This window comes from Cytobacillus oceanisediminis 2691, from assembly GCF_007678455.1.
Lineage (GTDB): Bacteria > Bacillota > Bacilli > Bacillales > Cytobacillaceae > Mesobacillus > Mesobacillus oceanisediminis_A.
In genome coordinates this window covers 341,182-361,489 of the sequence record NZ_VEEP01000004.1, presented here as the reverse complement: position 1 = coordinate 361,489, position 20,308 = coordinate 341,182, and the positions used below count along the sequence as shown (strand labels likewise).

Annotated in this window: 22 protein-coding genes; 1 reads left to right on the top strand and 21 read right to left on the bottom strand. The window is 43.1% G+C overall.

Annotation, left to right across the window (positions count from 1 at the left end; genetic code table 11):
- Positions 1-418 precede the first annotated feature (418 nt).
- The 18 genes from FS736_RS11000 to FS736_RS10915 form a co-directional block, all read right to left on the bottom strand.
- Entirely contained in the window at positions 419-763 is a 345-nt protein-coding gene (locus FS736_RS11000; RefSeq protein WP_144476873.1) for a YpoC family protein, read from the bottom strand.
- Between the two features lie 38 nt (positions 764-801).
- Complete coding sequence (nth, locus tag FS736_RS10995) at positions 802-1,452, bottom strand: endonuclease III (protein WP_144476870.1); 651 nt, start codon at positions 1,450-1,452, stop codon at positions 802-804.
- Positions 1,453-1,561: 109 nt separating this feature from the next.
- Positions 1,562-2,269, bottom strand: coding sequence for a DnaD domain-containing protein (locus tag FS736_RS10990; RefSeq protein WP_144476867.1), 708 nt, complete (start codon positions 2,267-2,269; stop codon positions 1,562-1,564).
- A 223-nt stretch (positions 2,270-2,492) separates the two neighbouring features.
- A complete protein-coding gene (locus FS736_RS10985) occupies positions 2,493-3,674 on the bottom strand; it encodes a pyridoxal phosphate-dependent aminotransferase (RefSeq protein WP_144476966.1) in 1,182 nt (393 codons plus the stop codon).
- 48 nt (positions 3,675-3,722) lie between these two features.
- Positions 3,723-4,235, bottom strand: a complete 513-nt coding sequence (locus tag FS736_RS10980) for a cell wall elongation regulator TseB-like domain-containing protein (protein WP_260983582.1) — start codon at positions 4,233-4,235, stop codon at positions 3,723-3,725.
- Between the two features lie 54 nt (positions 4,236-4,289).
- The gene (locus FS736_RS10975) at positions 4,290-4,460 is read right to left on the bottom strand and encodes a YpmA family protein (protein ID WP_144476864.1); all 171 of its coding nucleotides are present in this window, start codon (positions 4,458-4,460) and stop codon (positions 4,290-4,292) included.
- A gap of 181 nt (positions 4,461-4,641) precedes the next feature.
- Complete coding sequence (locus tag FS736_RS10970; protein WP_144476861.1) at positions 4,642-5,472, bottom strand: ComEC/Rec2 family competence protein; 831 nt, start codon at positions 5,470-5,472, stop codon at positions 4,642-4,644.
- 168 nt (positions 5,473-5,640) lie between these two features.
- Positions 5,641-8,433 carry an ATP-dependent DNA helicase DinG gene (gene dinG / locus FS736_RS10965; protein ID WP_144476858.1) on the bottom strand — a complete coding sequence of 931 codons (2,793 nt, stop codon included), beginning with the start codon at positions 8,431-8,433 and terminating at the stop codon, positions 5,641-5,643.
- A 272-nt stretch (positions 8,434-8,705) separates the two neighbouring features.
- Positions 8,706-9,092 (bottom strand): aspartate 1-decarboxylase, encoded by a 387-nt coding sequence (gene panD, locus FS736_RS10960; protein ID WP_144476855.1) that lies wholly within the window; start codon positions 9,090-9,092, stop codon positions 8,706-8,708.
- 22 nt (positions 9,093-9,114) lie between these two features.
- The gene (panC, locus tag FS736_RS10955) at positions 9,115-9,963 is read right to left on the bottom strand and encodes a pantoate--beta-alanine ligase (protein ID WP_144476852.1); all 849 of its coding nucleotides are present in this window, start codon (positions 9,961-9,963) and stop codon (positions 9,115-9,117) included.
- Positions 9,960-10,796, bottom strand: a complete 837-nt coding sequence (gene panB / locus FS736_RS10950; RefSeq protein WP_144476850.1) for a 3-methyl-2-oxobutanoate hydroxymethyltransferase — start codon at positions 10,794-10,796, stop codon at positions 9,960-9,962. Before panB ends, panC begins: the two co-directional genes overlap by 4 nt.
- 238 nt (positions 10,797-11,034) lie before the next feature.
- Positions 11,035-12,030 (bottom strand): biotin--[acetyl-CoA-carboxylase] ligase, encoded by a 996-nt coding sequence (locus FS736_RS10945; RefSeq protein WP_144476848.1) that lies wholly within the window; start codon positions 12,028-12,030, stop codon positions 11,035-11,037.
- Complete coding sequence (locus FS736_RS10940) at positions 11,991-13,208, bottom strand: CCA tRNA nucleotidyltransferase (protein WP_313959717.1); 1,218 nt, start codon at positions 13,206-13,208, stop codon at positions 11,991-11,993. The genes FS736_RS10945 and FS736_RS10940 overlap by 40 nt, the downstream gene beginning before the upstream one ends.
- The gene (bshA, locus tag FS736_RS10935; RefSeq protein WP_144476846.1) at positions 13,180-14,334 is read right to left on the bottom strand and encodes an N-acetyl-alpha-D-glucosaminyl L-malate synthase BshA; all 1,155 of its coding nucleotides are present in this window, start codon (positions 14,332-14,334) and stop codon (positions 13,180-13,182) included. Before bshA ends, FS736_RS10940 begins: the two co-directional genes overlap by 29 nt.
- On the bottom strand, positions 14,331-15,047 hold the full coding sequence (bshB1, locus tag FS736_RS10930; RefSeq protein WP_144476957.1) for a bacillithiol biosynthesis deacetylase BshB1: 717 nt from the start codon (positions 15,045-15,047) through the stop codon (positions 14,331-14,333). The genes bshA and bshB1 overlap by 4 nt, the downstream gene beginning before the upstream one ends.
- Positions 15,028-15,459 (bottom strand): methylglyoxal synthase, encoded by a 432-nt coding sequence (gene mgsA / locus FS736_RS10925; protein ID WP_144476843.1) that lies wholly within the window; start codon positions 15,457-15,459, stop codon positions 15,028-15,030. The genes bshB1 and mgsA overlap by 20 nt, the downstream gene beginning before the upstream one ends.
- A gap of 10 nt (positions 15,460-15,469) precedes the next feature.
- A complete protein-coding gene (gene dapB / locus FS736_RS10920; RefSeq protein ID WP_144476840.1) occupies positions 15,470-16,270 on the bottom strand; it encodes a 4-hydroxy-tetrahydrodipicolinate reductase in 801 nt (266 codons plus the stop codon).
- Between the two features lie 16 nt (positions 16,271-16,286).
- On the bottom strand, positions 16,287-16,616 hold the full coding sequence (locus FS736_RS10915) for a nucleotide pyrophosphohydrolase (RefSeq protein ID WP_144476837.1): 330 nt from the start codon (positions 16,614-16,616) through the stop codon (positions 16,287-16,289).
- A 317-nt stretch (positions 16,617-16,933) separates the two neighbouring features.
- On the opposite strand from FS736_RS10915, the gene FS736_RS10910 reads away from it, so the two are divergent.
- Positions 16,934-17,806: a YitT family protein gene (locus FS736_RS10910; protein WP_144476834.1), complete on the top strand. Its 873-nt coding sequence runs from the start codon at positions 16,934-16,936 to the stop codon at positions 17,804-17,806.
- Positions 17,807-17,990: 184 nt separating this feature from the next.
- Here FS736_RS10910 and FS736_RS10905 read toward each other — a convergent pair whose 3' ends face one another.
- The 3 genes from FS736_RS10905 to lhaT all read right to left on the bottom strand — a co-directional run bounded on the left by FS736_RS10905 (position 17,991) and on the right by lhaT (position 20,194).
- On the bottom strand, positions 17,991-18,665 hold the full coding sequence (locus tag FS736_RS10905) for a zinc metallopeptidase (protein ID WP_144476831.1): 675 nt from the start codon (positions 18,663-18,665) through the stop codon (positions 17,991-17,993).
- A 61-nt stretch (positions 18,666-18,726) separates the two neighbouring features.
- On the bottom strand, positions 18,727-19,521 hold the full coding sequence (gene ypjB / locus FS736_RS10900) for a sporulation protein YpjB (protein WP_144476828.1): 795 nt from the start codon (positions 19,519-19,521) through the stop codon (positions 18,727-18,729).
- A gap of 70 nt (positions 19,522-19,591) precedes the next feature.
- Positions 19,592-20,194, bottom strand: coding sequence for a lipoprotein heptaprenylglyceryl N-acetyltransferase LhaT (lhaT, locus tag FS736_RS10895; RefSeq protein ID WP_144476954.1), 603 nt, complete (start codon positions 20,192-20,194; stop codon positions 19,592-19,594).
- Positions 20,195-20,308 lie beyond the last annotated feature (114 nt).

Sequence of the window (20,308 nt, the reverse complement as noted above, 5' to 3'; positions counted from 1 at the left end):
GGATAAAGAGAGAGAAAGATTTTTGGGTTCATCTGGTCGACGGCAAGATCAATCAATCGGGCAAGGTGCTCTTGAGGGATTAAAACTTGAATGTCCATTGGAAGGGTCAACTGGTTTGTGTTATAATTTTTGTACAAGAAAATCTCTCCTTCTGTTTGTTTTGTTGTGGTGACTTAATTATAACAAAAGAGGGATTTTCTTGTATTTTTTTGCGCGGAAAAATGAATTTAGAAAACCTGAGTTGATTGGAGTGGAAGGCGCGTAGACTCCTGCGGGCGCAGCTGGTCAGGTGAGACCCCGCAAGAGCGAAGCGATGAGGAGGCTCAGCGCCAGCCCCGCGGAAAGCGAAGCACCTGGAACGGAAATCAACGGACTATTTTTACAAGCAGTCTAAAAAATAAAGAGGATGCCCAAAAGTTTATACTTTTGGGACACCCTCTTTATTTTTTGCATGATTTAAAGCTGTCTTTCTGGCATACTGCTTTTCCTGTTCGGCGAATAGTTCCGCCAGTTGCTTATAGGATTGGAAAAGGCCAGGCCTTGATGTAACAAACTCTAATCTTTCAAGGACGTTTACGGGCTTGAGTTTACACTCTTCAATCGAATGCAGCTCTTGATTCATTCCATTCGTAGCGAAAAGAAATTGCTTGAATAATTCAATTGCCTTATTCATTATTGGTAGTGCCTGGTCACGATCCCTGTTTGTAAAGTGATGGCGGAGTTCTGAATTGTAATGATTCCAATCACTAAGGATTTTCTCCATAACAGCGTTCCTCTCCCCGGAGTTAATAGTCCTTTTCCTTACAATTTATCCTTCATCCGCTTCTTGCCCTCTCTGCAAACATCAAGCAAAGGACAAGTCTCACATCTTGGATTCTGTGCTTTACAATGGTACCGGCCAAAGAAAATCATCCTGTGGTGAGTAATTGACCATTCTTCTTCAGGAATTTTCTTCATTAAAGTCTTCTCGACCTCCAGCACTGAATCCTTCCACCGGCAAAAAGCAAGCCGTTTGCTGACGCGCTCCACATGTGTATCCACTGCAATCGCAGGAACTCCAAATGCAACGGAAACAACGACGTTAGCAGTTTTCCGTCCTACTCCGGGAAGCTTTGTCAATTCATCTCTGTCTGCAGGCACAACCCCTCCATATTCATCGATAAGCATCCTGCATAGCTTTTGAATATTCTTTGCTTTATTACGATACAGTCCAATAGAGCGGATATCCTGCTGCAATTCTTCCAATGTCACGGCCAAAAAATCCTCAGGAGTTTTATATTTTTGAAACAAGTTCTTCGTCACTTTATTGACAAGTGCATCAGTGCACTGAGCCGACAATGCAACTGCTATCACAAGTTCAAAAGGATTTGAGTGGACCAGCTCACAGTGTGCATTAGGGAACATCCTGCCCATTTCATCAAGGCAGAACCTGATTTGCTGCTTATTTAACATGATTTCTTCACCACATTTCCGATTTTGTTAATTTTGGGGCTCAGTTTCATACTTTCACAAAACAAAATGAAATGAAAAAAGAGAGAATGAATGAATTCTCTCATAACAATTACTGTTCTAGCCAGTTATAAAAAGGTACAGGATTGGCGGAAACTTTAGGCTCTTCCTTCGCTGCCCGCTGCGTGCTCTGATGCTGCCTGAATTTCCTTCCGTAACTTTTAGCCTGTTCGATTGTTTTGATTCCATTCTTTTTCCATTCAAAAAGAATCCGGTCTATGTACCGAAAATTCAATTTCCCCGATATCACAGCTTCTCTCAAAGCAGCTTTAATGATGATCGGGTCATGGTGATCATCATCCATCCACATTGCGAGAGATTCACATTCAAACGGCGACAATGGCCTGCCGAACTCTCTTTCGAACGCGGTATATAAATCTGTTTCTTCCTTCTGCTCCATAAGCTCTTTTTCCTGCTTACGTTTCAGCATGAACTGGTCAAACAGCTTATCCCAAAGGGGTTCAAGTGAGTATTTTTCATATCTGATTCCTTCAGTGGAATTTCCGTCAATGATTGATATAAACCCTCTCTGGATCAGTGCACGGAGCAAATCAGTACATTCGAAAGCGGATATCGTCATGCGGGCTGCAAGTTCAGTGGGAGTAGGAAATTCATTTCCTTTTTCAGAAAAATAGAAAACATGGAGTAATAATGCCAATTCTTGTTCGTTCAATCTCATTTCTTTGTACTGCGTCAGCAATACTGAAGGAATAGTAACATTCCCTTCTTTCAGCCAATCTAACATATCTGCTTTTTTCATTCCGGACACCTCTTTTCATAGTATAGCATGAACAAGCCCGGCTGGTAATAAAATAGAAAAAGATTAAAAAGGGAAATTAGTCGAAAAATATCGAAAAGGCGATTCAGATTCAAACCATAAAATCTGTGTAACAAAGCTGCTGATTATCGTTTCAGGCACTGAAATTACAGAGCCTTTTCAAAAAGAGACGGAGAACCGGTTCACAGTTCTCCGTCTGCTGTTTTTATGCACGGCTGTTAACAAAGTCATGAATTCGGCTGATTGCTTCCTCTAACTGTCTGAGTGATGTCGCATAAGAAAGGCGCATAAAGTCCGGAGCCCCAAAACCAGAGCCAGGAACAACTGCAACATTTGCTTCAGTCAGCAGTATTTCCGCAAACTCATCTACATCCTTGCAGCCTGTCATCAAGGCAGCTTCTTTTGCATTCGGGAACAGATAAAATGCTCCCTGAGGCTTAATGCAGCTGATTCCCGGAATCCCATTCAACTTAAGATGAATGATTTCAAGCCTTTCTTCAAAAGCGGAACGCATCATCTCGACCTCTTCCTGCGATCCAGCGTATGCTGCGATTGTCGCATATTGTGCCGGAGTAGTCGGATTCGAGGTACTGTGGCTTGCCAGGTCAGTCATAGCCTTGATGATGATGCTGTCACCGGCAGCATACCCGATTCTCCACCCCGTCATGGAGTGGGACTTTGAAACACCATTGATGATGATGGTCTGCTTTTTCAATTCGTCTGATAGTTGTGCGATCGAAATATGTTCAGCTTCACCATAAATCAATTTTTCATAGATTTCATCAGATATGATCAGGATGCCCTTTTCAAGACAAACATCTCCAATTGCCTGCAATTCTTCTTTTGAATAAACCATCCCCGTAGGATTGCTTGGCGAATTGATGATGACTGCTTTGGTCTTATCCGTCACCTTTTCCTTCAGCTGTGCTGGAGTGATCTTGAAATTATTTTGTTCCAGCCCTTCAACATAGACTGGGGTTCCTCCTGCCAGCTTCACTTGCTCTGGATAGCTGACCCAATAAGGAATCGGAATGATGACTTCATCGCCCTCATTAAGCAGAACCTGGAATAATGTGTACAATGCATGTTTTGCACCACTGGTGACAATGAGTTCACTCAGCTGATAATCAAGACCCTGATCTGCTTTTAATTTCGCTGCGATTTCCTTTTTCAATTCAGGAAGCCCGCCTGAAGGAGTATATTTTGTGAATCCCTCATTCATCGATTTAACAGCAGCATCGATTATATGCTGCGGTGTATTGAAATCAGGCTCACCCGCTCCAAGTCCAATCACGTCTTTTCCCTGTGCTTTTAATTCTTTTGCCTTGGCGGTGATGGCCAAAGTTGATGAAGGTGTGAGTGCTCCCACTCTGCCGGCTAACTGGATCTCCATCCTTTTTCCTCCTATATTTTAATTGCGTTCAATAGAACACGTTTATAAATTATTAATAGCCCTCAATTTTTCGCCCGTCTCGAAATCGACATAATAATAATTGATGGTGTCGCTGTTTTTACGGTAATAAATTTCCCAGGCCGGCCTGTCCGTTTTTTGGATTCTGGCCATGCCCAGCCTTACAGCGATTATTTCATCAGGATTCTTTTCCTGATATAGTTTATTTAACGCTTCTTTTTTCGTGATTCCATTTTTGGCAATTCTCGTAATCAATTCACCATTTTTTTCATTGATCCAGACATATACGTCTTCCTGCCTGGCATTTTTCCCTGTCATGACATAATAAGTTTCTTCACCACTGTAAAGATTGAAGTCAGTAAAATCAGACAGGTTCGTTTCTTTCGCTGCAATCTTCACAGCCTTATTTTCTGCGGCACTAACTGGTTCCATCGCATTCAAGTAAACATTCACCAGGATTCCCGTGATGATGGCCACAAAAAGCACACTCAATAAAATCCACTTCTTCACATGTATCCCTTCTTTATGTAAGCTCACTTCACCGCTCCCCTCAACCTGGTTGAACAAGCGGTAAAATAAAAGATGTTTTCATTAGGTACGGTAAATCGTAAAGACGGCCTTATCTTTATCCTCCTGGTCCAAAGCCAGGCCAAACATGAGGTCATCATGTTTCAAGGACCTGTTAAGGGCATCAACTATTTTATATAGATCCGGACTATTCTGGACCTTAACCGTAGAAATTATTTCGATTTTGCTTTCCATCCTGCAACTCTCTCCTTGCACATTTTTTGACATTTATAGAACAGCATCCCGCTGCAAACAATACAATTAACACCACTCATTATATCAGGAGATGGTCTTTACTGTAAGGATAAGAACAAAATCAAACAAAAAAATTCTAGCCCACACATCAAAAATGACTGCGCAGTATATGCGCAGTTTTTTATTCTTCACCCATAATGGTAATCACATCATAAGTAGACTGTGTAAACTTTATTGTAACAGTACCATGCTGTTTTGTGAAATAAACATCAATCCAGGCTTCATGAAGCATTTCCACTAAATCGGGATCAGGCTTTATTGAATTTGATTTAAATATGATGGCCAACTGCGGATCCATATGCTCGATCAAGAGATCGGAAAACGAGCCCTTAGCACCATAAGCGGGAAGTTTAATGATATTGACATTTCTTAATGGCTCAGCAAGAAAAGCCTGCTCCGAGTGGCGGCTTGCTGAACTGATATAAAAAATTTGATGATGGAAAAATTGAAAAGAGATATCCGTCCCCTCGGTTTCTTTATCTCCATCGAAGACAACTTCTGCGGTCAACCCAGGCAACAGTTTTCGAAGATCGCCCTGCTTCCATTGTTCCACCTTAACTCCAGCGGGGATTTTTTTCGCCATTAGTGCAGTCTCTCCGGCTTTTCCGCTCACTACTTTGCCAACATCGTATTTCCGTATGAGTTCCTCAAGGTTTTCCATTTCCGAACTTGATGTCAAAATGACTGTAGATATATTTTTTACATGAAAGAGAGCGAGCAGCCTTTCAAGTTCCTTCATTGTTCCTTTGCCACCCGTATTCACCAGGATATTTTCGCCGGTGGCGTATTGGATCAGCGAAGCTTCCCCATCGCTCAAAGCAAGAAAAGTGAAGGCCAGTTCATCTCTTTTAAGGTTGACATCGACTCCTTCCACCTCAACAGGAGCTGAAGGAGATTCATACGGGAAATAGTACCAATTAACGATGGCGAAGATTGCCATTATCAGCTTCATATACACTCCTCCAATTACTTCTAGCTATAGAGTGCGTCATTTGGCTGAAAATATAAAAAGACTTTTGGAAAAGTTGACTCTTTTCAATTTAGTTGTTGATGTTCGTTCCTGGGACTGAGCAATCAGCATGGCACAAGAATCTGGAATCTAAACCATTCTGATGCACGCCTACAGCCAATGATGAATCAAATCAACAATATCAGTTATTGATTTTTCTTCGACCGGCACGTCAGCCACTGACCTTAAAAAGGCATTTCCGTATTTTGTCGTTACAAGCCTCCGGTCAAAAACAAAAATCAGGCCACGATCATCGGATGTCCGAATCAGCCTTCCAAAACCTTGCTTAAAGCGGAGAATTGCTTCCGGCAATGATAACTCAGAAAAAGGGTTTCCCCCATTCTCTTTTATCAATGCACATTTTGCTGCTGTAAATGGTTCGTCAGGGGGCGAAAAAGGAAGCCGGACGATGATTAAACATGAAAGGTCTTCACCTGGTATATCCACACCCTCCCAAAAACTGCTCGTCCCAAACAGGATCGCTTTATCGAACCTTTTAAAATTCCTCGTCAATCTCGTTCTGCTGCCTGCAGTAATCCCCTGGGCAATCAATACAAAATCCTCCAGAAGGCCGCTTTCCTTGATCAGATTGTATGTCTTTTTCAGCATTTCATTCGAGGTGAACAAAATCAGCATCCTGCCCTTTGTGGCTTCGGCAATCGAAATGATATGTTCCGAAATGGCTGCGACATAGTCATCATCAGAAACAGATTTAATATCTGGCAAGTCATCTGGGACGACGAGTTTCACTTGTGACTTATAGGAGAATGGAGACCGGATGTGCTTCTCAAACAGCACTTGCTGCAACCCTAATTCTCTTTTGATGAAGCTGAAAGAATGATTAACCGATAAAGTCGCTGATGTTACGACCACACTCTTCTTCCTGGAGAAAAATTGCTCCTCCAGATATTCGGAAACATTAACTGGACGTGAAAAGATAGCCGTTGAATTTTGCATTGACCTTGTATCAGCTTCAATCCACCTCACATACCTGTTCTCATCTGTAAATAGTCTTTTGGCCGTGATGCAAATTTGTTCCAAATCTTCCTTGGCCTGAACAACCTCTTCCAGTATCGCCATTTGCCTTGCTGAAAAGCTGTCCGGGGTTCTCCATGCATCTTCCAGCCTTTTTTCAAGGGCTTCAATCAAATCTCTAAGATGAAAATAAACCCTTTCAGCAGTTGTCCTCAATGCTGTCCATATCCGATTTTCCCTTTCAGGAACCATGCTTGCATGGATTTTGCTCCCAGCAACTTTATTCTTCATCGCCTTCCTTGCATAGGTACCTGCAAGCTTGAATAGGTCCTCTGTTTCATAGACTAAATCAGATATCAAATGATTGATTTCAAAGGTATGACGATGTTCACCATTAAGAACTCCAACCTCGTTCAGCAAGGATTCAAGCTTATAGAATAGCTGATTTTGTTCGTAAAGACCGATTTGATTCAGCACCAGCCTGACTGACATATAATCGAGCGACTCTCCAAAATATTTGCCCGCTGCCTTTTCGAATTGATGACCTTCATCAAGGACAACATGCTCATACTCCGGTAAAGGCCCATTTTCTGACACCAGGTCGGCAAGAAGCATCGCATGGTTGGTGATGAGGAGATCCGCATTTTGCGCTTTTTCAATGGCCTTTTTATAAAAGTCATATGCCTCCCAGTGCTTTGTCTTGATGAAGATGGAACGCTCATTCTTCACTTTATTCCAGTAAAGCATCCCTCCACTGGACAAATTGAGTTCATCATAGTCACCAGTTTCGGTTTGGGTCAGCCAGACAAGGATTTGCATCTTTGTTAGGGCAGTATCATAATTCTCTTCTATTTCCCTGAGAGACTGCTCAAAGCGAGCCATATTAATATAGTGGCTCCTCCCTTTTATCAGCGAAACCTTCACTTTTCTACCCAATGCCTGGTTTAATTTCGGGACATCATTCGTCAGAAGCTGCTCCTGCAGCTGGGTGGTATATGTACTGATCACTACACGTTTATTGCTTTCCAGCGAAAACACAGCTGAGGGAATCAAATAACCCAGGGACTTCCCTACGCCAGTTCCGGCTTCAATCAATGCATGGCCGTTTTTATGGAACGCATCATAAATAAGGTCCATCATCTCGAATTGTCCTTGCCTTATTTCATATCCGGTAAAAGCTTTTTGCAGTAAGGTTTTTTTGTCTTCCATTGACTTTGGATAATCAATTGCCTGATGTTCATCATTTTCAATCACGGGTTTCCTTCTTAAAGCTATCCCGCGGAAAACTTCTATATGCTCCGGTAAAATCTCGATTCGGCTTTCCTTTACATTCACTATCTCATCAAAAATCAAATGAAGATCGCTTTTCAGTCCTTCTGAAAGCTTAGCCAGCTCTTTGATTGTGACAAAAGGGAGCGAACCAACTGCATTGAGCATGATCAATAAAAGCTCTGCTGTCACCCGGGCATCACTATCTGCTTGATGAGGACGGTCGTGTTGGAGATCCTCCCTCGCAGCAAGGTCAGTCAATTTAAAACTATCGGCAGTCGGATACAAGATCCTCGCCATTTCCACAGTATCTATAACCGGACCATAAAAACCTTCCTGGCCTGCATTTAATAATTCTTCCTGTAAAAAGGAAAGGTCGAATAATACATTATGAGCCACAAAATAAGCATCTTCAAGCATATCAGAAACCTGCGGAGCGATTTCCTCAAATAATGGAGCTTCCTTAACCATGGAATCCGAAATGCCTGTCAGTTCTTCAATAAAAACGGGTATTTTCTGTAATGGATTGACGAGAGAGGAGAACTGGCCGGTAATTCGGCCATCCTCAACTACAACTGCACCAAACTGTATAATTCGGTCACCTTTTTTTGGAGAATTACCCGTAGTCTCTAAATCGACCACAACAAATTTTTGGCTCATTTTTCAATACACCTCTAACATTCAGTCAAACAAAAACGTATCACAAAAAATATGAAAGTGAAAGCAGGAGCTTTACAGTATTTTTCTGGCTCATTTTTATACCACGTTGCTTTCACTAATTTACGTAAAAACAAGCTTTTGTGTTTTATCGAATTTATTCCATCTATTAATCCTAGTATCACCAATATAATTTCTTTATGTCATAATTTCGTGTATAGCGGCCATGTGAGATATGTATGAAAAAACTCCCGATGGTCGGGAGTTCTCTGGCTCTATAGAAATACCGTTTTCTCAGGTTCAGCATGGATCATTTCAACGATATGGTTGTTTTCATCCATCAATGCAACTTTCGGCTGATGGGTCGCTACCTTCTCTTCAGGAATGAGGGCATATGAAATGATGATGACAACATCACCCTCATGGACTAGACGGGCTGCTGCTCCATTCAGACACACTACCCCGCTGCCTCTTTCCCCAGGGATAATATATGTTTCAAAACGGGCGCCATTATTATTATTGACGATTTGTACCTTTTCGTTCGGAACCATACCAACAGCATCAAGTATATCACTGTCGATTGTGATGCTGCCTACATAATTCAAATTTGCCTCGGTTACTCTTGCACGATGTATTTTACCGTTCATCATGGTGCGGAACATGGAATGTACTCCCCCTAAAAAGTTATTCTACATTTAAAATGATATTGTCGATCAATCTGGCTTTCGAAAACTTGACTGCCATTGCGATGATGATCCTGCCTGTCAATTCCTTTAGGGATTGCAGCTCTGGATAAGAGTAGATTTCAATATAATCGACTATTCCGGTCGTATTTTCGTTAATATGGTTCTTCATCATTTCGGAAAGCTTTGCTGGATTCCGCTCACCGCTCTCCACGGCGGCTTTTGCCAACAGAAGGCTTCTGTTCAGCTCTGGTGCCTGTTCTCTCTCCTGTTCATTCAGATAGACATTTCGAGAACTTTTGGCAAGACCATCCTCTTCCCTGACAGTATCAACCGGAATCAATTCAATCGGGAAATTAAAATCCTGGACCAAACCTTCAACAACAGCAACCTGCTGGGCATCCTTCAGCCCAAAATAAGCCCTTGTAGGCTGAACGATATTGAAAAGCTTGATCAACACCGTGGCAACGCCATCAAAATGCCCCGGTCTTGATTTGCCGCAAAGTACATTCGTCCTATCAACAACGGTCACTTTAACAGAAGGATTATTTGGATACATTTCTTCTGCTGAAGGATAGAAGATATAATCTACTCCCTCAGATTCGGCAATCCTATGATCACGTTCAAAATCACGCGGATAGGCATCCAGATCCTCATTAGGGCCGAATTGGAGAGGATTCACGAATATGCTCAGGACGACAACTTCATTTTCCTTCCGCGCCATTTTCATCAAGGACATATGCCCTTCATGCAGGAATCCCATCGTTGGCACGTAGCCAATGCTGTTGCCTTCAGATTTTAATTTTTGCATTTGTTGCTGCATTTCTGTGATCGTACTGATGATTTTCATTCTCTTCCTCCGTACAATGCCTGCAATTCTTCTTCTTTCATCGTAAATGTATGTTTATCTTCCGGGAATGCTTTATGCCTCACTTCGGAAACATAGGCACCAAGCCCGGCGGTAATTTGTTCATTCACATTCGTATATTGTTTCACGAATTTTGGGACACGGTCCACTCCATACGTGATAATGTCATGATAGACAAGTACCTGGCCGTCGACTTCCGCGCCAGCGCCAATACCAATTGTCGGGATTGATAGACCTTTGCTGATTTGTTCAGCAAGTTGCTTAGGCACACACTCGAGCACTACGGCAAACGCACCTGCTTCTTCACATTTTTTTGCATCTTCGATCAGCTTTTTGGCAGCATCTGCACTTTTTCCCTGGACTTTGTATCCTCCAAGAACACCAACAGATTGTGGTGTCAGGCCAAGATGTGAAACAACCGGTACACCTGATTTCGTAAGTGCGCTGATATGATCTATAACCTCGTCAGCACCCTCAAGTTTTACGGCATTCGCCCCAGTCTCCTGCATGATTCTGGCACCATTTAATAATGTGTCTTTGATTGACAGATGATAGCTCATAAATGGCAAATCGACAACAATGAAGGTATTGCCTGCTCCGCGCCGGACGGCTTTTGAATGGTGGACCATATCCTCCATTGTCACTGGAATCGTGGAATCATACCCCAGCACGACCATGCCCAATGAATCTCCAACGAGAATCATGTCAGCTTCTGCCTGTTCAGCATGTTTTGCCGATGGATAGTCATAGGCTGTCACCATGACAATCTTGCTGCCACTTTGCTTCATTTTCAAGAAATCCGTTGTTTGTTTCATTTCCATTCCTCCTTTTCTGAAGAGGAGATAAAACAATCCATCATTGCAAGACACTAAAAAAGGACCCATCTATGCCAGAAGGACCCTTTGAAGCCGCATTTGTTTCATCCCTCTGTCCCAGTCCGCAATCGGATCCAGGCAGAACTATTTTTATTTAATCATCACTTCAGGTGCAGTTCTCTCGATACCGCCCAGATTGATTATAGCAAAAGACTGCTTTTTTGGCTATATAATGAAATTATCCGTCTATTTTGATATCTGCAGAATAAATATTGTGGACAGCACCTGCAGAATCTTCAATCAAGAGAACACCATCTTCTGTTATTCCAGTAGCTTTTCCCCTGATTTCCCCCGTAATCGTACGGGCAATGATCTGTTTGCCAATACTGACTGCGTAACTTTCCCACATCAATTTTATCGGTAAAAAACCTTTTTCCAGATAAAGAAAATATAGCTTTTCCAATTTTTCAAGTATTGTCCTGATCAATTCTTCCCTGTCAATTGTCCTGCCTGACTCGATCGCCAGAGATGAAGCGATTGGCCGTATTTCTTCAGGAAAGTCCTCTGCCAAAGAATTGACATTGATGCCAATACCAATAATGACAGAATTGATGCGGTCTGACTCCGCCTGAAGTTCTGTAAGGATTCCTGTTATTTTTTTTCCGTTTATCATGATATCATTGGGCCATTTTATTTCGGGTAATAAACCGGTTACTTCTTCTATGGCCTGTACCACACCTACCGCGGTGATCAGTGTCAGCTGCGGGGCTTTTGGGATGGGGATTTTTGGGCGGAGCAGAACGCTCATCCAGATACCCGTGTATTTGGGTGAATGCCATTTACGGTCCATTCTTCCTCTTCCTGCTGTTTGCTCTTCTGCTATGACGACTGTTCCTTCTTCGGCATTTTCATAAGCCAGTTTATAGGCAATTTTCTGAGTCGATTCTACGCTGTCATGGTAGTGCAGATTCCTTCCCAGGATTTCTGTCTTCAATCCCAGAGTAATCTTATCTGCTGTCATATCTGCAGGTATTGAAACAATCTTATAGCCTTTTCTCCTTACCGCCTCGAACTGGAATCCTTCCTTGCGAAGTTCTTCGATTTGTTTCCATACTGCTGTCCTTGAACAGCCAGCGATGTCTGCCAACTTTTGTCCAGATAAATATTCCGATTCATTATTGGTAAAAGCATCGATCAATTTTTTCCTGATTTCTGATTGGGCGCGTTCAGCCATTGCTTTATTTTCTCCTTCTCATTTGGCACTTTGCCATAGATTACAGATCGTTCAATTTCATCAAGGGCCTGCCGCAGCCACGGGCCTGGCTGTTTTTCCATCCATGTCATTACGTCGTTCCCAGAAACTGCTAATTGCTCGCGATTCTGGATAGGCAGCATGTCATACAATTGAGTTACACCTTCAGGATTACTTCCATATTCACGAAGGGTCCCAAATACTTTTTCCGCGCTGATGGCATCGGCCTGTCCGGCCTTATAGACGGATTCCAGACTCCATTGGTTTTCAAGACGATATAATAGCAATGAATGGATCTTCTTATACTTCTTGATCTTCTGGACAGGCAGCTTCCATTCCCTCAGGAAACCGTCAACTTCTTGTTCTGACAGCTCTAATTCAAAAAGGAGCAGTACCCATAATTCCTCAAGTTCAAGGTCCGAGGTCAAATGTGATGAGAAATTCATCAGCTGTCCATTCTTCCCTTTCATACCAGGCAAATACTGAGAGATACCGCTTTTAGCCAGCAGCATGATTGCCTCTTGCCTTCCCGGTCCCAGCAGCAATTTCTCAAATTCCACTAATTTTCGTTCGACAGCTATGTTCTGTAGCAGATGGCAATGAGACGCCAGCGATTCAAAAGTCTCCTTCTCGATTGAAAAGGATAATTGGGACTGGAACCTGACTGCCCTAAGCATTCTCAATGCATCTTCGCCAAACCGCTCATCCGGATTACCCACAGTGACTATGATCTTTCGGTCGATTGCATCTCTTCCTGCGAAAGGGTCAATGATATGGCCATCTTTATCCATGGCTATGGCATTCATTGTAAAATCGCGGCGCTGAAGGTCCTCCTTCAGAGAGCGGATAAAAGAAACGCTATCAGGTCTTCGAAAGTCAGTATAGCCTGCTTCAGATCGAAAAGTGGTAACTTCATAATGGCTCTGGCCGTGATGGACCAGAATGGTTCCATGCTCAATCCCCACGTCAACGGTCTTGCTGAAAATCCGCTTCAATTCCTCCGGCAAAGCGGACGTAGCAATGTCAACATCAGCTATTGAACGGCCAAGAAGGTGGTCCCTGACAGATCCACCTACAAAATAAGCCTCAAAACCAGCATTTTCAATCCTTTCAATTACGGGTGCTGCCTCTTTAAATAGATTTGGGATCATCTTCATCATTCTCCAGCAGGCTGTAATAAATGTTTTCGTATTCTGACACGATTTGTTCGGCGCTGAAATCTCTTTCAGCCCGTTTCAGGGAGTTTGCGGCAAATCGTTTATGAGCTTCGGGATTTGCAAGGATTTCTACCGCCTTTTCAGTAATCTCAGCAATATTTCCCAGCTCACAAATATAGCCTGTCTCACCATCGACAATTACCTCCGGAATGCCACCGACGTTTGTTCCGATGCAGGGTACGCCGCAAGCCATTGCTTCAAGGGCTACAAGTCCAAAACTCTCTTTTTCGGACAAAAGAAGCATTAAATCACTCAATGAATAAAGTTCCTCCACCCTTTCCTGTTTTCCAAGCAGCAATACTTGATCCCGAACCCCCAACTCGCTGGCCAGGCTGCATACCTTCTTCATTTCAGGACCGTCCCCGACAAGCAACAGCTTTGCCGGAAGCTTTTCGGCAATCCCTGCAAATGCTCTGATCACATCAGGAACTCTTTTGACAGGACGGAAGTTGGAAACATGGATGATTACTTTTTCGTCAGGGAGAATCCCGAATTGATCCCTGAGGTCGGACGTGTCCACCCTTTTGTTGACGCGAGTATCAATAAAATTGTATACACAGTCAATTTCTTTCTTTGGTTTGATTAAATCGTAAGTTTGTTTAATCAATGATTCAGAAACAGCCGTTACATAGTCAGACTTTTCGATTCCGAATCGGATGGCATCTGTCAGTGATGGGTCATATCCAAGCACGGTAATATCGGTTCCATGGAGGGTTGTAACGATTTTCAAATCCCTTCCGCTCATCTGTCGTGCCAGGATCGCACAGACAGCATGGGGTATAGCGTAATGAACATGCAGGACATCCAAATTCTCCAGGACGGCTACCTCTGCTATTTTACTTGCCAGTGCGATATCATATGGAGGATATTGAAACACTGAGTATTGATTGACTTCGACCTCATGCGAGTAAATATTTCGATACATCTTTTTCAGCCGGAAAGGGAGACTCGAGGAGATGAAGTGAATTTCATGACCTTTTTCAGCCAGCAGCTTCCCAAGCTCTGTCGCGACAACACCTGAACCTCCTACTGTCGGATAACAGGTGATGCCAATTTTAAGTTTCTTCATTTTTCTTCCCCTAACAAATCGTTATGGATCAGCAGCGGTTTTTTGGACATGAAGCCTTCAGCGAAACTCACGCCTGCTTCCTTGCCGAATAACCTTTCCCGGGCCTCAACTGTTTCGATATAGCCGTTCACAAGCGGTGTCTCAAAAGTAGAGTCGCTTTTCTTGAACTGGCTTTCATAAGCATTAAGGGCATCAATTTTTTTATCCATAAAATTAGATACATCCACAACAAAATCAGGCTTATGAAAACCATTGATCATATAGAAATATAAGGCTTTCGGCCTGTGGGCATCCAGCCCCGATTGTTCATCATATTTTCTGACGGCTGCCGAAAAGACCGCCTCCTCGACAAGGCGCGCACAGCTGCCATGGTCAGGATGACGGTCATCAAAATAGGGTGCAAAGACCAATTCCGGGCGATCCCGCCTAATCACTCTAACGATTTCCTTTATGTATTCATCCTTAAGGAACAGGCCTCTATCCGGCAGGTCAAGTGTTTCCCTCTTCCGAACTCCAAGGATATCCGCCGCCTCTTTCGCTTCCTGTTTCCTTATCTCTACACTCCCATTTGAAGACATTTCTGCGTTTGTTAAATCACAAATCCCCATTATTTTTCCTTTTTCAGCATATTTGGCGATCGTTCCGCCCATGCCGATTTCAACATCATCTGCATGGGCGCCAAAAGCCAATATATCAAGCTTGATTGCTTCCATTTTTATCACCAGATTTCTCTTTCACTATGTTTCTCCAATCAAGGTCGCCTCGCTCGATTCCTTTTACGAGTATTTCGGCCGTTCCCATATTGGTTGCCAAGGGTACTGCGTATACATCACAAAGACGGACAAGGGCAGTGACATCAGGTTCATGCGGCTGGGCCGTCAGCGGATCCCTGAAAAAAAATACAGCGTCCATTTGATCGTTTGCGATCCGTGCGCCGATTTCCTGGTCTCCGCCCAGCGGACCTGACTGGAATCTTTGGACCTCTAACCCGGTTGCTTCAATGATCCTCAAACCAGTAGTGCCCGTCGCAAATAATGTATGTTTTTCAAAGATTTCTTTATATGCGACTGTAAACCCCACTAAATCATCCTTTTTCTTATCATGGGCGATTAAGGCAATATTCATAAGCTCTCCCCTATTCGATGATATTCTCTAATCCATAAACAAAAGCATCCATTTTCATCACAGAATCAACAGCCAGCTTTACTCCTGACATAAAAGAGCTGCGATTATAGGAATCATGGCGGATTGTGAGCGTTTGTCCATCAGCGCCAAACAGAACCTGCTGGTGGGCAATCAGACCAGGCAGCCGTACTGAATGGATATGCATCCCTTCATAATCAGCACCGCGGGCTCCCTTTAGTGTTTCTTTTTCGTCCTGATGTCCCTGTTTTTTTGCTTCCCTGACATCAGAAATCATCTGTGCTGTTTTCACTGCGGTCCCTGAAGGGGCATCAAGCTTCTGGTCATGATGAAGCTCAATGATTTCCACATCATTGAAATACTTTGCGGCCATTTGTGAAAATTTCATCATCAATACAGCCCCGACAGCAAAGTTTGGCGCAATGATACAGCCTGTTTCCTGTACAGCACAAAGCTTCTCAAGTTCAGCAAGGTCTTCATCCGAAAAACCAGTTGTACCGACTACAGGACGGACTTTGTATTTCAAAGCCGTTCTTGTATGGAACATACCCACTTCTGGAGTGGTCAGATCAATCAGGACATCTGGTTCCGTCTCCTGGAGACATTTCTCGAAATCAGTGTAAATCAATGCTTCACTTTCCGGAAAACCATCAAGTTCACCAATTCTGAGTCCTTCATGTTTTCGGTCGACCGCTCCCACCAATTCATACCCTTCCGTTCCAAGGACGAGATTGACGGCTTCTTTACCCATCCTTCCCCGTGGACCTGCAATGACAATTTTAACTTTTTCCAATATAATCCCGCTCCTTTTAGCTGTCTTTCCTTGTCCAGCGATCTTTATCCCTTGTATTGAATTTTTCCATGACCCTGTTGTGTGCTTCTTCAAGGGCTATATTCAGCGAGTTGGCGAAGCAAATCATCACGAACAACATGTCTCCCAACTCTTCTTCAATTGTTTTTTCCTCTTCCTCTTTTTTCTTAGGTTTTTCTCCATAGTAATGGTTGACTTCTCGGGCCAGTTCACCTAGTTCCTCGGTCATCCGTGCCGTCAAAGCAAGTGGACTGAAATATCCTTCTTTAAACTGGCTTATATAAGCGTCGACTTCCTGCTGGAGTTCTTTCATCGTCTTGTTACTCAAAAGATTCACCCAACCTTTTTATGTATGCTTTTCTATATCGATGTTAGCTTAACGGAGTAGCTTTGACAAATATTTTTATTTCGAGTTAATTTTTCTGCTGCATGTATATTGCTGGACAATTTGCTTTTCATTTCGCAGCTATTACTTTCTCTATCAATCAAAGATCTCGGGTTACTCTCTGAAAATAAGGGAGGAAACAAAGAAAATTCCGACTCTTATTGCCCCTCCTGTAAAAGATTGCCCTTGCTTGCTATATTTTATATAATATAAGCGCTTCAATCAGGAGATTTTATTCCTGGCACTAGGAGGGAATTCATTTGCTTAATGGCCTGAAAATTAAAAACATCTTGTTCATTTTACTTGGTTCCGCTATTTTCTCGTTCGGACTTGTTCATTTTAATATGCAGAACAATTTGGCAGAAGGCGGTTTTACAGGGATTACACTCTTGCTTTATTTCGTGTTTGGCTGGTCCCCTTCCATCACCAACCTGCTGCTGAACCTGCCCTTGTTCTTCCTCGGCTGGAAGCTTCTTGGACGGAGTGTTTTTATATACACAATCATCGGAACTGTTGGTGTTTCGATATTTTTAGGGATATTCCAAAAGTATCAAATCGACATGCCTTTATATGAAGATTTGTTTTTAGCAGCACTGTTTGCTGGGGTTTTTATTGGAATCGGGCTCGGAATCATTTTCCGCTACGGTGGAACGACTGGCGGAGTTGACATCATCGCAAGGCTTGCGCAGAAATATTTCGGCTGGACAATGGGCCGGACGATGTTCATGTTCGACTTCGGGGTTATCACCCTATCACTCATTACATATTTAGACTATCGGGAGGCGATGTATACTCTTGTCGTCGTATTTGTCGGAGCCAGGGTAATTGATTTCATGCAGGAAGGTGCTTATGCCGCAAGGGGCGCCATGATCATTTCCGATAAAAACGAAGAGATTGCTGCGAAAATCATGAAGGAAATGGACCGGGGAGTCACCAGTTTAAAAGCAGTAGGTTCCTATACGAAGGCTGAAAGAGATGTCCTTTACTGTGTTGTCGCAAAAAACGAAATCGTCCGCCTAAAGACAGTGATTAACTCAGTGGATCCACACGCTTTCGTATCTGTTACGGTCGTCCATGATGTCCTTGGCGAAGGATTCACACTTGATGAGAACAAACTTCCTATAGAAAGATAAAAAGCGCAAGCGCCTTGGTCAGCCCCGACAAGCGTTGGAGGGCCGACCAGTGAAGTCGTTCTTTTGACTTCATTGGGCGGACCGAAACGTCTCGAGGGGCTAGGCGCTGGAGCTGGACTATTCTCAAAGTCTATATTATACTTTCTTATCTCACTAAAAAAAATCCGGACAAGTCCGGATTTTTTTAGTCTTCACTAGTCATCCCAGTGTAGATCATTACTAGTCGCAACAATTCCAGCACCGCTACAGCTGCGGCTGCTACATAAGTCAAAGCTGCTGCATTCAATACTTTCTTCGTTTCTCTTTCTTCATCATTGCGGATGATTCCAGCTGACACCACTTGATCCATCGCGCGGTTGGAAGCATTGAATTCAACCGGTAATGTAATGACCTGGAATACAACGGCAGCTGCCATGAAAAGAATTCCCAGCAGAAGCATTCCGCTTAAGTTTGCAAAAATTCCGATCAGGATCAATATCCATGAGAAGTTTGAACCAAGACTTGCCACTGGCACAAGCGCATGGCGGAATCGGAGGAATGCATAATCCTCGGCATCCTGGATGGCATGGCCAACTTCATGGGCAGCGATTGCGGCCGCTGCAACGGAATGACCAAAAAAGTTGCCTGATGATAAGCGGACTACTTTGGCACGAGGGTCATAGTGATCACTTAAATAACCCCTGGTTTCCTCAACACCCACATTATACAAACCGTTATCGTCCAAAATTTTACGTGCGACTTCCGCTCCTGTCATCTGGGATGAAGAAGCCACTTGTGAGTACTTTTTGTATGCCCCTTTTACCTTGAATTGAGCCCAAATCGGGATCAAGATAATAATCGCGAAATAAATGAGATACATCTGTTACCTCCTCTTACAACTCTAGCTGTTATTACTATTTTATTAATACTTAAATAGGCTGTCAATTTTTTCGTTCTTTTTGGACATTCTTTGTTTTCTCACTGTTGCCTTTATATTTTCTCCAGCCGACATAAGACAATGTAAGGATGATGATGCTGCCAGTCGAAATCATGACCCACCATAGAGAAGGGTCTGCTTCATCTTCCGTCATATCATCAAAGATATTTTGCAAATCCGATTCTAGAGCCTCCAGTTCTTCCCTGCTTGAAGCTTCCTGGAGGACCTGCGGCCGGTACTGGTCAATAAAGCTGACTTTTGCATCGACCTTTTGGATTCTTTCCGGATTGATATCTATTTTCATGCTTGGATGGATGACATTATACAAAGCAAGGAAGGAATTAAGATTACTGTCGAATTGATCGTTGTCACCTTCATAGGCAGCCGTTTTCATATTGTTAAAAACAGTCATGATCGGGTCTTCCATCTCAGCCCATAACGGTTGGTGGGTAGAAGCGATCGCATCAATCACCAGCCGGAATTTTGTCACCCTGTTCATTCTTTCAGCATGTCCAAGATCACCATTGGCTACTGCCTCCAATGCCTCATCATGTGCGACTGTAATGATGCGCAGTTCATCCATGCTAAACGGACGGCCAGTTCCTGTCACCAGCAAAAACTCTTCTGAAAAATGGGCCAGCAGCCTGTTTGCATCTTCATAACGGTGAAGCTTGACCATCTGCAAGGCCTGGTCTGATATATTGTCCAGTTCTTCTACAGGCGACTGTGGTTCTGCATATGCTGCGAACGGCACGATCAACATCAGCACCGAAAATAATATAATAAATTTTGCTTTCATTCCTGTCCCCCCTCTAAATACTATTAAAATGTATGAAGGGGTGGACAAGGTTAGACCAAAATTCAAGGTGTTATCTTGATCTTTTTAGCGAAAGAAAGAAGCGGCCCGGCCTTAGTCCGAAGTAATATCCCACCGCAATCGAGAAAATACTCAGCCAGAATGTAAAGTATCCTATCTGGTCCATGTATAAATCTAGCGTATGGTACCTTGGCATCATTCCAAAAACATAATCGATGATTTCATTATGCAGGACGACCACAGCAGCAACAATCAGATGCCACGGTTTCATCCGATAGAAAGGAGCATAAAGGACTCCTTCCACTGCCATGGCAAAATGTGAAGCCATCAGCATTAGTCCGATCCAATCCAGCTGCCCAGAGACGAAGTACACCATCAGATTCATGACAACCGCCCATAGGCCATATTTGACGAGGCTGACGATTGCCAACGCTTCCATTAGCGGCCAGTTCCTCCCCAACAAAAAAGCACCAAGCACGAATACAAAAAACAAGCTGGCTGTTGGACTATCAGGCACAAAAAGCAAGAAGCGCGGCGGCGTATCTACCAGCTGCCATTTATACCAATAGTATCCGTAAGCGGTACCCAGAACATTTACCCAGAATAAAAGCCAGAGTATGGACCTGTTTCCTAGCAAAGGATATATTTTCTTTATCATACGACTACTCCATTCCCTTTTTTTCTATCACTATTATTACAGTTTATTGAAAATAAACCAAGTTCTTCATGTCTCTTGTGCAATAAAAAAGAACCTGCAAGTTTGATTACA

Bases quoted from the DNA above. Each gene is read 5' to 3' on its own strand.
- FS736_RS10975 (WP_144476864.1), bottom strand. From the start codon at position 4,460: ATGGAAAGCAAAATCGAAATAATTTCTACGGTTAAGGTCCAGAATAGT.
- mgsA (WP_144476843.1), bottom strand. From the start codon at position 15,459: ATGAATATTGCCTTAATCGCCCATGATAAGAAAAAGGATGATTTAGTG.
- bshA (WP_144476846.1), bottom strand. From the start codon at position 14,334: ATGAAGAAACTTAAAATTGGCATCACCTGTTATCCGACAGTAGGAGGT.
- bshB1 (WP_144476957.1), bottom strand. From the start codon at position 15,047: ATGGAAGCAATCAAGCTTGATATATTGGCTTTTGGCGCCCATGCAGAT.
- panD (WP_144476855.1), bottom strand. From the start codon at position 9,092: ATGTTCCGCACCATGATGAACGGTAAAATACATCGTGCAAGAGTAACC.
- nth (WP_144476870.1), bottom strand. From the start codon at position 1,452: ATGTTAAATAAGCAGCAAATCAGGTTCTGCCTTGATGAAATGGGCAGG.
- FS736_RS10940 (WP_313959717.1), bottom strand. From the start codon at position 13,208: ATGATGAAGATGATCCCAAATCTATTTAAAGAGGCAGCACCCGTAATT.
- panB (WP_144476850.1), bottom strand. From the start codon at position 10,796: ATGAAACAAACAACGGATTTCTTGAAAATGAAGCAAAGTGGCAGCAAG.
- FS736_RS10990 (WP_144476867.1), bottom strand. From the start codon at position 2,269: ATGAAAAAAGCAGATATGTTAGATTGGCTGAAAGAAGGGAATGTTACT.
- FS736_RS10970 (WP_144476861.1), bottom strand. From the start codon at position 5,472: ATGAAGCTGATAATGGCAATCTTCGCCATCGTTAATTGGTACTATTTC.
- FS736_RS11000 (WP_144476873.1), bottom strand. From the start codon at position 763: ATGGAGAAAATCCTTAGTGATTGGAATCATTACAATTCAGAACTCCGC.
- FS736_RS10945 (WP_144476848.1), bottom strand. From the start codon at position 12,030: ATGGCTGAACGCGCCCAATCAGAAATCAGGAAAAAATTGATCGATGCT.
- dinG (WP_144476858.1), bottom strand. From the start codon at position 8,433: ATGAGCCAAAAATTTGTTGTGGTCGATTTAGAGACTACGGGTAATTCT.
- ypjB (WP_144476828.1), bottom strand. From the start codon at position 19,521: ATGAAAGCAAAATTTATTATATTATTTTCGGTGCTGATGTTGATCGTG.
- panC (WP_144476852.1), bottom strand. From the start codon at position 9,963: ATGAAAATCATCAGTACGATCACAGAAATGCAGCAACAAATGCAAAAA.
- FS736_RS10905 (WP_144476831.1), bottom strand. From the start codon at position 18,665: ATGTATCTCATTTATTTCGCGATTATTATCTTGATCCCGATTTGGGCT.